Annotated in this window: 17 protein-coding genes; 7 read left to right on the top strand and 10 right to left on the bottom strand. The window is 69.4% G+C overall.

Annotation, left to right across the window (positions count from 1 at the left end):
• Positions 1-16: 16 nt before the first annotated feature.
• Genes ACIO3S_RS02235 through ACIO3S_RS02220 form a run of 4 tightly spaced genes read right to left on the bottom strand, consistent with a single transcriptional unit; the run spans position 17 to position 2673 of the window.
• Entirely contained in the window at positions 17-715 is a 699-nt protein-coding gene (locus tag ACIO3S_RS02235; RefSeq protein WP_160024872.1) for an ATP-binding cassette domain-containing protein, read from the bottom strand.
• Positions 712-1473 carry an ABC transporter permease gene (locus ACIO3S_RS02230; RefSeq protein WP_400458906.1) on the bottom strand — a complete coding sequence of 254 codons (762 nt, stop codon included), beginning with the start codon at positions 1471-1473 and terminating at the stop codon, positions 712-714. Before ACIO3S_RS02230 ends, ACIO3S_RS02235 begins: the two co-directional genes overlap by 4 nt.
• 58 nt (positions 1474-1531) lie before the next feature.
• Complete coding sequence (gene modA, locus ACIO3S_RS02225; protein WP_400458905.1) at positions 1532-2287, bottom strand: molybdate ABC transporter substrate-binding protein; 756 nt, start codon at positions 2285-2287, stop codon at positions 1532-1534.
• A complete protein-coding gene (locus ACIO3S_RS02220) occupies positions 2284-2673 on the bottom strand; it encodes a molybdopterin-binding protein (RefSeq protein ID WP_400458904.1) in 390 nt (129 codons plus the stop codon). The genes modA and ACIO3S_RS02220 overlap by 4 nt, the downstream gene beginning before the upstream one ends.
• 130 nt (positions 2674-2803) lie before the next feature.
• Between ACIO3S_RS02220 and ACIO3S_RS02215 the strand changes: the two genes are divergently transcribed.
• Positions 2804-3427 carry a DUF4245 family protein gene (locus tag ACIO3S_RS02215; protein WP_400458903.1) on the top strand — a complete coding sequence of 208 codons (624 nt, stop codon included), beginning with the start codon at positions 2804-2806 and terminating at the stop codon, positions 3425-3427.
• Positions 3428-3537: 110 nt separating this feature from the next.
• Here the strand turns inward: ACIO3S_RS02215 and ACIO3S_RS02210 are convergent, their stop codons facing one another.
• Together ACIO3S_RS02210 and xseA are read right to left on the bottom strand one after the other, a co-directional pair.
• Positions 3538-3738, bottom strand: a complete 201-nt coding sequence (locus tag ACIO3S_RS02210) for an exodeoxyribonuclease VII small subunit (RefSeq protein WP_160024867.1) — start codon at positions 3736-3738, stop codon at positions 3538-3540.
• Positions 3731-4963: an exodeoxyribonuclease VII large subunit gene (xseA, locus tag ACIO3S_RS02205; protein WP_400458902.1), complete on the bottom strand. Its 1233-nt coding sequence runs from the start codon at positions 4961-4963 to the stop codon at positions 3731-3733. Before xseA ends, ACIO3S_RS02210 begins: the two co-directional genes overlap by 8 nt.
• A 113-nt stretch (positions 4964-5076) precedes the next feature.
• Here xseA and ACIO3S_RS02200 point away from each other — a divergent pair, with 113 nt between their 5' ends.
• Positions 5077-6075, top strand: coding sequence for a 4-hydroxy-3-methylbut-2-enyl diphosphate reductase (locus tag ACIO3S_RS02200; RefSeq protein ID WP_400458901.1), 999 nt, complete (start codon positions 5077-5079; stop codon positions 6073-6075).
• A gap of 33 nt (positions 6076-6108) precedes the next feature.
• Positions 6109-6738 carry an L-threonylcarbamoyladenylate synthase gene (locus tag ACIO3S_RS02195; protein ID WP_160024864.1) on the top strand — a complete coding sequence of 210 codons (630 nt, stop codon included), beginning with the start codon at positions 6109-6111 and terminating at the stop codon, positions 6736-6738.
• On the opposite strand, the gene ACIO3S_RS02190 is transcribed toward ACIO3S_RS02195, so the two are convergent.
• Both ACIO3S_RS02190 and ACIO3S_RS02185 read right to left on the bottom strand, forming a co-directional pair.
• On the bottom strand, positions 6739-7182 hold the full coding sequence (locus tag ACIO3S_RS02190) for a DUF6542 domain-containing protein (RefSeq protein WP_350720373.1): 444 nt from the start codon (positions 7180-7182) through the stop codon (positions 6739-6741). It lies immediately after the preceding gene.
• A 4-nt stretch (positions 7183-7186) separates the two neighbouring features.
• Positions 7187-8278, bottom strand: a complete 1092-nt coding sequence (locus ACIO3S_RS02185) for a DNA recombination protein RmuC (protein ID WP_400458900.1) — start codon at positions 8276-8278, stop codon at positions 7187-7189.
• Between the two features lie 75 nt (positions 8279-8353).
• On the opposite strand from ACIO3S_RS02185, the gene ACIO3S_RS02180 reads away from it, so the two are divergent.
• Positions 8354-8671 carry a TfoX/Sxy family protein gene (locus ACIO3S_RS02180; RefSeq protein WP_400458899.1) on the top strand — a complete coding sequence of 106 codons (318 nt, stop codon included), beginning with the start codon at positions 8354-8356 and terminating at the stop codon, positions 8669-8671.
• Here the strand turns inward: ACIO3S_RS02180 and ACIO3S_RS02175 are convergent.
• On the bottom strand, positions 8654-9559 hold the full coding sequence (locus ACIO3S_RS02175; protein WP_400458898.1) for an endonuclease/exonuclease/phosphatase family protein: 906 nt from the start codon (positions 9557-9559) through the stop codon (positions 8654-8656). The two genes, ACIO3S_RS02180 and ACIO3S_RS02175, sit on opposite strands and share 18 nt — an antisense overlap.
• Positions 9560-9611: 52 nt before the next feature.
• On the bottom strand, positions 9612-10394 hold the full coding sequence (locus tag ACIO3S_RS02170; RefSeq protein WP_400458897.1) for an exodeoxyribonuclease III: 783 nt from the start codon (positions 10392-10394) through the stop codon (positions 9612-9614).
• A 45-nt stretch (positions 10395-10439) separates the two neighbouring features.
• On the opposite strand from ACIO3S_RS02170, the gene ACIO3S_RS02165 reads away from it, so the two are divergent.
• The 3 genes from ACIO3S_RS02165 to ACIO3S_RS02155 are packed head-to-tail and all read left to right on the top strand — an operon-like array spanning position 10440 to position 13184.
• A complete protein-coding gene (locus tag ACIO3S_RS02165; protein ID WP_350720381.1) occupies positions 10440-11231 on the top strand; it encodes an ABC transporter ATP-binding protein in 792 nt (263 codons plus the stop codon).
• A complete protein-coding gene (locus tag ACIO3S_RS02160; RefSeq protein WP_350838223.1) occupies positions 11228-12073 on the top strand; it encodes an ABC transporter permease in 846 nt (281 codons plus the stop codon). Before ACIO3S_RS02165 ends, ACIO3S_RS02160 begins: the two co-directional genes overlap by 4 nt.
• A gap of 22 nt (positions 12074-12095) precedes the next feature.
• A complete protein-coding gene (locus ACIO3S_RS02155; protein ID WP_400458896.1) occupies positions 12096-13184 on the top strand; it encodes an ABC transporter substrate-binding protein in 1089 nt (362 codons plus the stop codon).
• Positions 13185-13349 lie beyond the last annotated feature (165 nt).

Here is a 13349-nt window from a genome sequence, read left to right as displayed (position 1 = left end):
TGGAGCGGCCACGGTGTCACTTGATCGATCCAGAGACAAGCCTCACAGCAAAACCCGACTGCGGGTCGTTCAGAACCTGCTCGGTGGGGCCGTCCTCGACGATGTGACCATGCTCGATCACCACCACCCGGTCGGCGAGCGCACGGGCGTCCGCCGCGTCGTGGGTGACGATGATGGCGGTCCTGTCCTCGAGGGCGGTACGCAGGGTCTGCCGCAGCGCGGGACGTACGTCGACGTCGAGCGAGGCCATCGGCTCGTCGAGCAGGAGCAGCTCCGGGTCGGCAGCGAGGGCCCGGGCCACCGCCACGCGCTGGGCCTGACCGCCGGAGATCTGCGTGGGTCTGCGGCCGGCGAGCATCTCGGCGCCGACCTCGGTGAGGTGGCGGGTGGCGAGCTCGTTGGCCTGGCGGCGGCGTACGCCACGTGCGCGGGGCGCGAAGGCGACGTTGGCCAGCACCGACAGATGTGGGAAGAGCAGCGGGTCCTGAGCGAGGAGCGCGATCCCGCGGGCGTGTGGGGGAGTGCCGTCGAGGACGCGGTCGCCGAGGCGTACCTCTCCTTCGTCGGGACGTAGGAGTCCGGCGATCACGCCGAGGATGCTCGACTTGCCGGCGCCGTTGGGTCCGGTGAGCGCGACCGTCTCGCCCGCGGCCACGTCGAGGGTGACGTCGATGCCGCGCTGGGGGATCACCGCACGCAGATGCAGCGCACTCATAGAGCTCTCCCATGGCGGGCGAAGCCGATCACGGCGACCGCGACGACGACCAGCACCAGCGAGAGCGCGACCGCAGCGTCCGGGTCGTCGACACGGAGCAGGTAGACCTGCAGCGGCATCGTGCTGGTCACCCCGGGGAGGTTGCCGGCGAAGGTGATCGTGGCGCCGAACTCGCCCAGGCAACGGGCGAAGGCCAGGACCGACCCGGAGAGCAGGCCGGGGCCGACCAGCGGGAGGGTGACGCGCCGGAAGACGGTGGTCGGGCGGGCCCCGAGGGTGGCCGCGACCGCCTCGTAGCGGGTGCCGCTGGTGCGCAGCGCGCCTTCGAGGCTGATCACCAGGAACGGCAGCGCGACGAACGTCTGCGCCATCACCACGGCGAGCGTGGTGAACGGGATCTGGATGCCGACCAGGTCCAGCGACTGTCCCAGCAGCCCCCGCCGGCCGAAGGTGTAGAGCAGCGCCAGGCCGCTGACGACCGGTGGCAGCACGAGCGGAAGGAGCACCAGCGAGCGCATCAGCCCCTGGCCCCGGAAGCTGGTGCGGGCGAGGACGGTGGAGAGAGGTACGCCGAGGAGGATGCACAGCGCGGTGCTCGCCACCGCGGTGCGCAGGCTCAGCCAGAGTGCCTCCAGCGCGGACGGCGAGGTGATCAGCTCCGGGAAGCTCGCCAGATCGACGCGGAGGATGATCGCGGCGAGCGGAACGATGATGAACGCCGCCGCGAGGGCCGCCGGGAACCACAGCCAGCGTGGCATCCCGACGGACGGACCGGCCCCCCTCTGCCGGTCCGTCCGCCTGGCGGTCCCGAGAAGATCAGGGCTGGCTGAAGCCGGCATCGGTCAGGACCTTCTGTCCGGTCTCGCTCAGCACCAGGTCGACGAACTCCTGGGCGAGGTCGGCGTCGTCGGAGCCGTCGATGGTGCTGATCGGGTAGGTGTTCACGACCTGGTCGGCCTCGTCGAACTCGACGCCCGTCACGGTGTCGCCGGCGGCTTTGACGTCGGTGACGTAGACCAGTCCGGCGTCGGCGTCACCGGAGGTGACCTTGGCGAGCACGTCGCTGACCGACTGCTCCTCGCTGACCGGCTCGATGTCGACGCCGGTCTCCTCCTCCATCTGCGCGGTCGCGTTGCCGCAGGGGACCTCGGCGGCGCAGACGACGACCTTGGTCCCGGCCTTGGCGAGATCCTGGAAGCCGGTGATGTCGGCCGGGTTGCCCGGGGGCGTGGCGATCTCCAGGGTGTTGGCAGCGAAGTCCTCCGGGTCGGCGGCCAGGTCGCCGAGCTTGTCCATGTTCTTGGTGTCGGCCGAGGCGAAGACGTCCGCCGGGGCGCCGTCCTCGATCTGGGCCACCAGGTCGGAGGAGCCGCCGAAGCTGGTGGTCACCTTCACGCCGGGGTGGTCCTTCTCGAACTGCTCGGCCAGCTCGGTGAACGTGTCGGTCAGCGAGGCCGCCGCGAAGACGGTCAGCTCCCGGTCCTCCGACCCCTCGCTCGAGCTCCCGCAGCCGGCGAGCGCGAGGGTGGCCGCCATCGCGACGGCGGCACCGATTCCAGGGTTCTTGATCATGGGCGCTCCACGACGACGTTGGTTGACTTGATGGATGCGACCGCGCTGACGCCGGGCTCGAGGCCCAGCTCGACAGCGGCCTCGGCGCTCATCAGGGAGACGATCCGGTAGGGCCCGCAGACCATCTCCACCTGGGCCATCACGGTGTCCAGGGTGGTCTTGGTGACGATCCCGAGCATCCGGTTGCGGGCGCTGACCGCCTTCGCCCGGTCCGGGGCGGGGGCATCGGCCAGCTCCGAGGCCAGCTCGGCCAGGACGATGCCGTCGATGACCGCTCGGCCGTTCTCCGTGCCTGCCTCGATCCGTCCCGCGTCGATCCAGCGGCGCACGGTGTCGTCGCTGACGCCGAGGAGGCCGGCGGCTTCGGCGATACGGTAGGTGGTCACCGGAGGAGTATCGCATCTGCGGAGAGATCGTGCGTATATTCTCCTCATCTGCGGAACGTTCGGACTCGGCGGTCGAGCTCGCCGTGACCACGATTCGAGGGAACATCGACCGAGTGGGACCATGGAGGGCGTGAGCGACACCGATCAGCAGCAGCCCGCCCAGCCGTCGAGTGAGCCGGCGAGCGAGCAGCCGGAGACCCCGGCGCGCAGCTACCCACGCACGTTCGGTGCCTTGATCGGGTCGATGATCTTCCTGCTCGTCCTCGTCGTCCCGATCGTGCTGATCGTGCAGTGGCGCGGCAACCTCGAGCGCGAGGTCAGCGGCGCCAACGAGACCTACAAGGCCGACTGGGCCGAGGCCGTACGCAGCGCCCAGGTCGCCGACCTCGACGTGGTCTACCCGCGCGAGCTGCCCTCGGGCTGGTACGCCAACACCGACCCCTCTTACCAGGGCGGTGAGGAGCCGGCCTGGACCATGTCGTTCGTCAAGGGCGAGACCTCCTACGTCGGCCTCGAGCTCTCGAGCCGCTCCGCGCAGTCGCTGGCCCAGAAGAACGTCGACACCCAGGCCAAGAAGGGCGACGAGGTCAGCATCGACACCGACGTCGCCGACACCTGGACCGAATGGTCCGACTCCGGCGGCGACACCGCCTACTCTGCCGAGGTCGACGGCCAGACGCTGATGCTCTGGGGCCCCAAGGACGGCGACGTCCGCGACTACCTCGCCCTCATCACCACCGAGCCCCTGAAGTAGCGAGACGTCACCCGCGTCGGCCGAGACGTCACCTACGTCGGCCGACGTGGCAGCGCGGTGACTTCTCGGCCGACCTAGGTGACGTCTCGGGCGGCGGGAGTGACGTCTCGTCAGTCCTGGATGGCGGCGTCGATCTTCTTCCGGGCGCCGTCGAGCCACTCCTGGCACAGCGTGGCCAGCTTCTCGCCGCGCTCCCACAGGGCGAGGGACTCCTCGAGGGTGATGCCGCCGGCCTCGAGCTTGCGGACGACCTCGACCAGCTCCTCGCGGGCCTGCTCGTAGGACAGGTCGCTGTTGTTGTCGTCAGTCATCGGCAGGATCTTTCTCAATCGAGGTGATGGTCGTTGTCAGGCGGCCGTCGGCGAGGCGGATGCTGACCGCCTCGCCCTCGGCGGCGTCGGCGACGCTGGTGAGGACGTGTCCGTCGGCATCCTGGGCGACGGCGTACCCACGTCTCAGCGTCTCCAGGGGTGAGAGCGCGCGAGCGCGGGCGCGATGGTGGCCGATGTCGTCGGCGGCCCGGTCGAGGGCGTGCTCGACGGTGCGGCGGGCACGGTCGCGCAGCGAGGTCACCTCGTCGCGCCGGGCGTCGATCAAGGAGCGCGGGTCGGCCAGCACCGGCCGGGAGCGCAACGCGTCCAGGAGCGTCTGCTCGCGGTGGATCAGCGCGGCGATCCCGCCGCGGAGCCGGTCGCGTCCGGTCGCGACGATCCGCTGCTCCTCGACCACGTCGGGCACGACGAGCTTGGCGGCATCGGTCGGCGTCGAGGCACGTACGTCGGCGGCCAGGTCCAGCAGTGGCGAGTCGGGCTCGTGGCCGATCGCGGAGACGACCGGGGTGCGCGCGGCATGCACCGCACGGATCAGGTGCTCGTCGGAGAAAGGCAGCAGGTCCTCGACCGAGCCGCCGCCACGGGCGATGACGATCACGTCGACCTCGGGGTCGCGGTCGAGCCGCTGCAGCTTCTCGACGACGTCGGCAGCGCTGCGCGCCCCCTGCATCGCGGCGTACGCCACCTCGAACCGCACCTGCGGCCACCGCCGCTTCGCGTTCTCGAGCACGTCCCGCTCGGCCGCGGAGTTCGCTGCGGTGAGCAGCCCGACCTTGGTCGGCAGGAAGGGGAGCGGGCGCTTGAGGTCGGCAGCGAACAGGCCCTCGGCGGCCAGCAGCTGCCGGCGCTGCTCGAGCCGGGCGAGCAGCTCGCCGAGCCCGACCGGACGGATGTCGCGGGCCTGCAGCGAGAGGGTGCCGCGGTTGGCGTAGTAGGACGGCTTCGCATGGATGATCACCGAGGCGCCCTCGACCAGCGGCGGATTCAGGCTGTCGAGCAGGAACCGCGTGCACGTCACCGGCACAGAGATGTCGGCCACCGAGTCGCGCAGGGTCAGGAAGACGGTCTGCATCCCCGGCCGCCGGCTCATCTGGGCCACCTGCCCCTCCACCCAGACCGCACCGAGCTTGTCGATCCAGCCACCGATCGCGTTCGCGATCTGCCGCACCGGGGCGGGCGACTCGGGGGAGGTGTCCAACGCCATGGCTGCAACCCTAATGGTGCCGAGTCGGCGCGTCATGACGAGCCGACTCGGCGCGGGCGACGGTCAGGATGAGCCGACTCGGCGTTCTCGGACCGGGTCTCTAGACTGGAGCCATGAGCATCGACCTCGGCACCCCACGCCTGATCTCCGACGACGAGAAGGCTGTCCTCCTCGCGGAGCCGCGCGGTTACTGCGCCGGTGTGGACCGGGCCGTGATCACGGTCGAGGAGGCGCTGGACCTCTACGGTGCGCCGGTCTACGTGCGCAAGGAGATCGTGCACAACAAGCACGTCGTCGACGACCTGCGCAACCGTGGCGCGATCTTCGTCAACGAGCTCGACGAGGTGCCCTCGGGTGCGACCGTCGTCTTCTCCGCCCACGGCGTCTCCCCGGCGGTCCACGCCGACGCCGCCGTGCGTGAGCTGAAGACTATCGACGCGACCTGCCCCCTGGTCACCAAGGTCCACCTGGAGGCCAAGCGGTTCGCGCGCGAGGGCTACAGCATCCTGCTGATCGGCCACGCCGGTCACGAGGAGGTCGAGGGCACCATGGGCGAGGCGCCGGAGGCGACCACGCTCGTCGAGGGCCCCGGTGACGTACCTGGCCTCGAGGTCGCCGACCCGTCCAAGGTCGTCTGGCTCTCCCAGACCACCCTCTCGGTCGACGAGACGATGGAGACGGTCGCCGCGCTCCGGGCGAAGTTCCCCGAGCTGCTCGACCCGCCCAGCGACGACATCTGCTACGCCACCCAGAACCGCCAGCAGGCGGTCAAGGAGATCGGCGGGGCCAGCGACCTGGTCATCGTCGTCGGCTCCGGCAACTCCTCCAACTCGGTCCGCCTGGTCGAGGTCGCCCTCGAGGCCGGCGCCAAGGCCGCCTACCGCGTCGACGACGCCAGTGAGATCGACGAGTCCTGGCTCGACGGCGTGCGCAGCGTCTCGGTCACCTCCGGAGCCAGCGTGCCCGAGAAGCTGGTCGAGGGTGTCGTCGGGTTCCTCAAGGACCGCGGCTTCCCCGACGCCAAGGCGCACAAGAGCGCCGAGGAGTCGCTGATCTTCGCGCTGCCGACCGAACTCCGCAAGGACCTGAAAGCCGCTGCCGCGAGGGGTTGATCCCAGCCCGCCAGGTGGCGTTAGGGTCGAGGGGTGGCCCGATTTCTCGACGTACACCCAGACAACCCGCAGTCCCGTCTGATCAGCCAGGTCGTCGATGCCCTGCGTGACGACCAGCTGATCGCGTACCCGACCGACTCCGGTTACGCGCTCGGCTCGCGGATCGGCAACAAGGACGGTCGCGACCGGATCCTCAAGATCCGTGGTCTCGACGACCGCCACCACTTCACGTTAATCTGCAAGGACTTCGCGCAGCTCGGCACGATGGTCCACGTCGACAACAGCGCCTTCCGGGCGATCAAGCACGCGACCCCGGGGCCCTACACGTTCATCCTCCCGGCGACGCCTGAGGTGCCGCGACGGCTGATGCACCCGAAGAAGAAGACCGTCGGCGTACGCATCCCCGATCACGCCGTCGTGCAGGCGCTGCTCGAGGAGCTCGGTGAGCCGCTGCTGTCCTCCACGCTGATCCTGCCCGGCGAGACCGAGCCGGAGGTCTTCGGGTGGAACGTCAAGGAGGCGCTCGACCACCAGGTCGACATCGTCATCGAGGCCGGTGAGACCCCGGCCGAGCCGACCACTGTCATTGACTGGTCCGACGGCGAGCCCGAGGTCATCCGTGAGGGTGCCGGCGACGTCTCCGGGTTCCTGGCGCTGGACTGATCAGGAGGCCAGGGCGCGTTCGCGCTCGACCTCGTCGCGGGTCTCGGTGCGCTGTTTCAGCACCCGGCGGCGCATCACCAGGCAGCCCAGGCACAGGGCGTAACCGATGAAGAGGCTGATCGCGTGGTGTCCGAGGCCGCTGACCACGGCTTGGACGAAGCCGTCCCCGGCGTCGGCGATCGACCCGGGCTGGGTCGCGGCCAGCAGGATGAAGATGCCGAGCATGATCAGCGGCGGGAGCACGCCGACCACGAAGAAGTCGCTGGGTCTGACGATCAGCGCGAGCGTCAGCGCGATCGCCACGAAGGTGAAGTCGAAGAGCAGGCCGATCTGGTCGTCGATGAGCAGATCGACGAAGGTCACCGTCAGTGAGGTGGCGGATCCGAGCGCGACAACATGGCGGCCGGACTCGCGTCCTTCCTCCCAGATGGTGCGCTGACTCATGGGGTCACGATCTCTCGTATGCAGCCTGTGTATCCGAACCCACGGTAGGGCCCGGCACACCGTCATTCTCGGCGGCGCGCCGATCATCTTCCCTTACGCTGCTGAGCCGCTCCACAGCGCGTATCTCCACCGGACGCGGCGTCTCGAGTTCGTCGTCGGTTACCGATAATTCATTGAAACGACGGGCGGCCACCAGGACCCGGTTGTCGAGGGATCCGATCGCCTGGTTGTAGCGGGTCACCGCGGTGTTGAGGGAGCGCCCGATCCCATCCAGGTGGCTGGACATCGTGGACAGGCGCTGGTGCAGGTCACGGCCGAGTCGGTGGATCTCCCGAGCCTGTTCGGCGAGCGCCTCGTGGGACCATCCGTGCGCCACCGTGCGCAGCAGCGCGATCAGCGTGGTCGGCGAGGCCAGCACGACCCGGCGTTCCGCGGCGTACTCGATCAGGCCGGGCTCGGTCTCCAGCGCCGCCGAGAGGAACGACTCCGCCGGCACGAAGAGCACGACGAACTCGGGCGACTCCTCCAGGAAGCGCCAGTAGGCCTTCGAGGCCAGCTGGTCCACATGCGTACGCAGCTGGGCGGTGTGTCTGCGCAGATGAGCTCGGTAGTCGTCCTCGTTGTCCGCCGCCGCGGCGTCGAGGTAGGCATCCAGGGGGACCTTGGAGTCGACGACCAGCTCCTTGTTGCCGGACAGGTGCACCACCAGGTCGGGTCGCAGCCGCCCGTCCTCGAGATGGACCTGCTCGGAGAAGTCGCACTTGTCCACCAGGCCGGCGAGCTCCACCGCGCGCCGCAGGTGCATCTCGCCCCAGCGACCTCGGACCTGAGGCTTCCGCAGCGCCGTCGACAGCGACCGGGTCTCGGTCTGGAGTCGTCCGACCTCCGTCTCGAACTGCCCCTGCCAGCGGGCCCGCTCGCGGTCGAGATGCTGCATCTGGTCGCTGAGCCGGTCGAGCCCCTGCATCACCTCGGCCTGGTCCACCATCCCCGCCGCGACCGTCCCCACGCTCCGGGCGCGTGCCCACAGCACCCCGAGCACGACGCCCAGGGCAAGACCGATCACCAGTCCGAGCACGAGGATCCAGATCTCCATGACATCGATCCTCGCAGGGACCACCGACAATTTGTTCGGATGGGCACGGTCGGCGGTTCGTGGTTCCATGGAGGCATGGCCCACGACGTCGAGCTCGCCGATCGAGTGCGGGACCTCGTGCCCGCCGGCGCCACCGAGGTGAAGATGTTCGGCGGGCTGGCCTTCATGGTGAACGGCAACATGGCCTGCGCCATCCGCCGCGACGACCTGCTCGTACGCACCGGCAGATCGGCCTTCGAGGCAGCCATCGCCGCGGGTGCCGAGCCGGCGATCATGGGTGGCCGGACGATGTCCGGCTACGTCAACGTCGCCGCCGACCTGCTCACCGGCGACGCGCTCGCCGGCTGGGTCGAGCGCGGCGTCGCCACCGCCGAGTCACTGCCACCGAAGTAGCGCCACCACCGGAAGGTGATCGCTCCCGGTCCGGTCCAACGGTCGTACGTCCGTGACCTCGGCGCCACGGGCGAAGACGTGGTCGATGCGGATGGCCGGGAGGGCTGCCGGGAAGGTGAATCCGAAGCGGTCCTGCGGTTCGCTGACCTGGGAGATGACCGCACGGAGTGCGCGGTCGCGCGCGTCTGCGTTGAAGTCGCCGGAGACGATCACGACCTCGGAGTCGTCGGCCCGCAGAGCCTCGGCGAGAAGCTCGATGCTCCCGTTGCGTGCCCTGACGTCCAGGCCGCGGACGCCCAGCCGGATCGAGGGCAGATGCACGGCATAGACCGCGATGACGGGCGCGTCGTCGGCAGGCCTGGTCTCGACCCGCAGCCCGCGTCTCCACGACGCGTCCACGCCCGCCGGGCGCAGATCGAGAGGTGTCGCGTTCTCCAGCGGTCGCGCCGACCAGACCCCGACGGTGCCGTACGTCGCGTGGTGCGGGAGGACATCTCCGAACGCCCGGCTGTAGTCGTCGACGCGCTCGGGAACCACCTCGTTCAGCGTCACGACGTCGGGCGAGGCCGCGAGGATCTCGCGGACGGTCCCGGTGATGTCCGTGTTCGTGTCGCTCACGTTGTGCTGGACGACGACCAGGTCGTGGCGCGACGCGGGAACGTCGGAGAGCTTGGGATGAAACGTCCAGCCCCAGGCCACAGCGGGCACGAGGAACGCGACGACCGCGGCGGCCGACCGTCGCGCCAGCCCGACGATCAGGACCAGCACCGCCACCGCGCCGAGCCAGGGCACGAACGTCTCCACGAGGCTGCCGATGCCGAGCGCCGACGGGAGATGGGCGTGGAAGACGATCGCGCCGCCGATGGCGAGCAGGAGGATCGCGCACACCGTTCCACGGGACCAGACCGTGCTCCGGCCCTCCCGGTTCACCTCATCGCGGTCAGTCGGCGAGATCGACGATCACCGGAGCGTGGTCGGAGGGGGAGCCGGTGCCGATCGCGGGGTTGCGCTCGTCGAGATCGACGAACGCGCCCGTCACCCGCGAGGCGAAGGAAGGGGAGCCGAGGACGAAGTCGATGCGCAGGCCGCGGTTGCGCTCGAATCGCTGCCGGTAGTAGTCGAAGTAGGTGTAGGCCTCCGGACCGGGCACGAAGGGGCGTACGACGTCCTTGAAGTCCTTCTCGATGGCGAAGAAGGCGTCGCGCTCGGCGGGGGTGAGGTGGGTCTTGCCGACGAACTGCTTGGGGTCGAAGCAGTCCTCGTCGAAGGGGCAGACGTTCCAGTCGCCGACCATGGCCGAGGGGCCGTCGTGCCAGGCCTGCGAGGCCTTCTGCAGGGCCGCGAGCCACTCCAGCTTGTAGGCGTAGTGGGGATCGTCCGGCTTGCGGCCGTTGGGGACGTAGACCGACGTCACCCGTACGTCACCACAGGTCGCGGTGAGCGCACGCGCCTCGGCGACGTCCTTGAACGACGGCATCCCCTCGAACCCGACCTGGATGTCGGTCAGCCCGACCCGGGAGATCAGCGCGACGCCGTTCCACTGGTCGTAGCCGACCGAGGCGACCTCGTAGCCACGGGCCTCCAGCCCCATCGTGGGGATCTGGTCGGGCTTGGCCTTGGTCTCCTGCAGGGCCAGCACGTCGATCGAGTGTCGCTCGACGAAGGCCTCGACGCGGTCGATGCGGGAGCGGATGGAGTTGATGTTCCAGGTGGCGATACGCACGCCCGTCAGACTATCCAGAGGACGTATTGGACTACCGTTTGAGGCGTGGGCAGAGCGACGATCGAGATGCACGGGGTCCGTCGTCTCTATGAGCAGGCCGATCTCGCCGAGCTGATCGCCCTCGACGACATCGACCTGACGATCGAGCCCGGCACGTTCGTGAGCATCATCGGGCCCTCGGGCTGCGGCAAGTCGACGCTGTTGCGGCTGATCAGCGGGCAGGAGTCGGCCGACGCCGGGAAGATCACGGTGTGCGGTCTGACGCCGAAGGAGGCGGCCGAGGCCAAGGCCTTCGGGTTCGTGCCGCAGTCTCCGGCGCTGCTGCCCTGGCTGAGCGTGCTCGGCAACGTGACCCTGCCGCACAAGGTGAATCGACGAAGCGACCGCGGCCGGCCCGATCTCGAGGCGATGCTGCGCGAGGTCGGCCTGGGGGAGTCGCTCCACAAGCTCCCGGCCGAGCTGTCCGGCGGCATGAAGCAGCGGACCGCGATCGTACGCGCCTTCGGGCTGCGCCCCGACGTACTCCTTCTCGACGAGCCCTTCGGTGCGCTCGACGAGTTCACCCGCGAGGCGCTCCAGGAGCAGCTGCTGGAGCTGTGGGAGCAGACCCGCGCGACGGTCGTCTTCGTCACCCATTCGATCTCCGAGGCGGTCAGGCTGTCCGACAAGGTCGTGGTGATGGCCCCGCGACCGGGCCGGATCACCGACGTCATCGATATCGACCTGCCCCGTCCCCGTCACCAGGAGCTGCTCACCTCGCCCGAGTTCCACGCCTACGAGCTCGCCCTCCGGGGCAGCCTGAGGGACGCCTTCAGCCACGGAGAGGTCGTCTCGTGACCCTGGACTCAGGTACGCAGCCGGCCCCTCGGCCACATCTCGTCGTCCCCACCCCCGAGCAGCTCGCCGCGCGCCGCCTGCGCCGCCGCACGCGGCTGCTCCGCCCGCGCTACTGGCTCCCGTTCGTCCTCCTCGTCGTGGTGCTCGGGCTCGCCTGGGAGCTGGGCGCGCGGCGGATGCCCTACCTGTTCGCGCCGCTCGGCGACATCGCGAGCGTGCTGACCGAGGACCCCGGCTACTTCCTGAGCAACACCCTGGTCACCCTCAGCGAGGCGCTGGTGGGCCTCGGGATCGGCTTCGTCGCCGCCTTCGCGCTCGCCGTCGTGGTGAGCGAGATCGCGGTGGTGCGGCGTGCGGTGATGCCGGTGGCCGTCGTCCTCTCGGTGACGCCGCTGGTGGCGATCGCGCCGCTGCTCGTGGTCGCGCTCGGGTTCGGGATGGGGCCGAAGGTCGTCCTGACCGCGCTGGTCTGCTTCTTTCCGATCCTGATCAACGTGGCGACCGGGCTGCGGGCGGTGCCCTCGCCGGTGCTGCAGGTCTACCGCACCGTGGCCGCGAGCCGGCTGGAGGTGCTGCGCTACCTGCGGGTGCCGGCCTCGCTGCCGTACGTCTTCGCGTCCCTGCGGATCGTCTTCCCGCTGTCGATGATCGGCGCCGTCGTGGCCGAGCTCTCCGCAGCGGGTTCGGCGGACGGCCTCGGCAGCGTGATACAGGTGGCCAGCTCGCAGAACAGACTGGCTACGGTGTGGGCAGCGATCTTCGTCCTCGCGGCGCTCGGGTCGCTGCTGTTCTGGCTCGTGACGCTCGCCGAGCGTCGAGTGCTCCACTGGCACGAGTCCTGATCTTCGAGTGAAGGAGCCCTTCATGTCTCGCGTACGTCCGATCGCTGCTGCCCTCACGTCGGCGGTCGTCCTGCTCGGTGCGCTGACCGCCTGCGGGTCCTCGCAGAACTCCGCCGGCGAGCAGGGGAGCGCGGTCTCGGCCGAGCGCTGCGAGCAGAACGAGAAGGCCGGGAAGATCACCTACATGTCGGGCTACTACTGGCAGGCGTCGGCCTCGATCATGGAGGCCATCGCCGCAGATCGGCTCGGCTACTTCAACGACCTCTGCCTCGACGTCGAGCTCCAACCGGGCTCGGGCGACGTCTCCCAGAACGCCAAGCTGATCGCCGCCGGGAAGGTGCAGGTCGGGCCGCTCTCCGAGCAGGACATCATGACCTCCAACGCGAGCGGCCTCAAGGTGCTCGGCGTCTCGTCCTACTCCAACGCGGGTCTCGACGTGCTGATGACCGGCACCTCGATCACCGACCTGAAGCAGCTCGAGGGCAAGACGCTCGGCCACAAGGGCTGGGTGCCGGTCGGCGTACAGGCGATGCTCGCCGAAGCCGGCGTGGACATGGCGAAGGTGAAGCAGGTCAAGGTCGGCTACGACCCCGGCGTGCTGCCGCGCGGCCAGGTCGACGCACTGGTCGGGTTCGTCTCCAACGAGCCCAACCAGCTGAAGGAGGCGGGCGAGGATGTCACGGTCTGGGAGCCGACCGACTTCGACGTGCCCGGATCCCTCGGCGCCTACTCCGTCAACCCCGCCTGGGCCGAGAAGCACCCCACCGCCGTCGAGGACTTCCTCCGGGCCGTCTTCAAGGCCTACACCTACTGCGCCTCCGCGGACCACGTCGAGGAGTGCATCGGCTACCAGCACGACCTGGCCGGGGCCGAGTCCGACGAGAAGCACGAGACGGCCATCTGGCGCACCGAGGTCGCGGTCGCGGCCGACAACCCGCTCCCGGACAAGTTCGGCTCGGTCGACCCCGACAACGTCGCAGCGCTGGCCGGGGTCGTCACTGCGTACGCCGGGCAGAACGTCACGCCCGAGCAGGCCGCCTCCTGGTTCGACACCTCCTTCGCGGAGGCCGTCGTCGACGACAGCGACAAGGTGATCTGGCCCGCTCCGTGATGCGACCGGTGGCAAACGTATGAGTTTCGTTCGAAACTTTTGCCTGCTCAACGGGAATTTGACCGAAGTTTCTATGCCGTATGCGGGGTCGTAACGCTTGAATCTCCTGTGGCCCTCGGGGTGCCCTATCTCGGGCGGCCGCTCACATTTCCAGGAGGAAGAGCT

It is taken from the genome of Nocardioides sp. NPDC087217, from assembly GCF_044744805.1.
GTDB lineage: Bacteria > Actinomycetota > Actinomycetes > Propionibacteriales > Nocardioidaceae > Nocardioides.
This window is presented reverse-complemented; position numbering and strand designations above follow the sequence as displayed.

Excerpts from the sequence above, each read along its gene's own strand:
- ACIO3S_RS02235 (WP_160024872.1), bottom strand. The coding sequence starts at position 715 with ATGAGTGCGCTGCATCTGCGTGCGGTGATCCCCCAGCGCGGCATCGAC.
- ACIO3S_RS02230 (WP_400458906.1), bottom strand. The coding sequence starts at position 1,473 with ATGCCACGCTGGCTGTGGTTCCCGGCGGCCCTCGCGGCGGCGTTCATC.
- modA (WP_400458905.1), bottom strand. The coding sequence starts at position 2,287 with ATGATCAAGAACCCTGGAATCGGTGCCGCCGTCGCGATGGCGGCCACC.
- ACIO3S_RS02210 (WP_160024867.1), bottom strand. The coding sequence starts at position 3,738 with ATGACTGACGACAACAACAGCGACCTGTCCTACGAGCAGGCCCGCGAG.
- xseA (WP_400458902.1), bottom strand. The coding sequence starts at position 4,963 with ATGGCGTTGGACACCTCCCCCGAGTCGCCCGCCCCGGTGCGGCAGATC.
- ACIO3S_RS02200 (WP_400458901.1), top strand. The coding sequence starts at position 5,077 with ATGAGCATCGACCTCGGCACCCCACGCCTGATCTCCGACGACGAGAAG.
- ACIO3S_RS02190 (WP_350720373.1), bottom strand. The coding sequence starts at position 7,182 with ATGAGTCAGCGCACCATCTGGGAGGAAGGACGCGAGTCCGGCCGCCAT.
- ACIO3S_RS02185 (WP_400458900.1), bottom strand. The coding sequence starts at position 8,278 with ATGGAGATCTGGATCCTCGTGCTCGGACTGGTGATCGGTCTTGCCCTG.
- ACIO3S_RS02180 (WP_400458899.1), top strand. The coding sequence starts at position 8,354 with ATGGCCCACGACGTCGAGCTCGCCGATCGAGTGCGGGACCTCGTGCCC.
- ACIO3S_RS02155 (WP_400458896.1), top strand. The coding sequence starts at position 12,096 with ATGTCTCGCGTACGTCCGATCGCTGCTGCCCTCACGTCGGCGGTCGTC.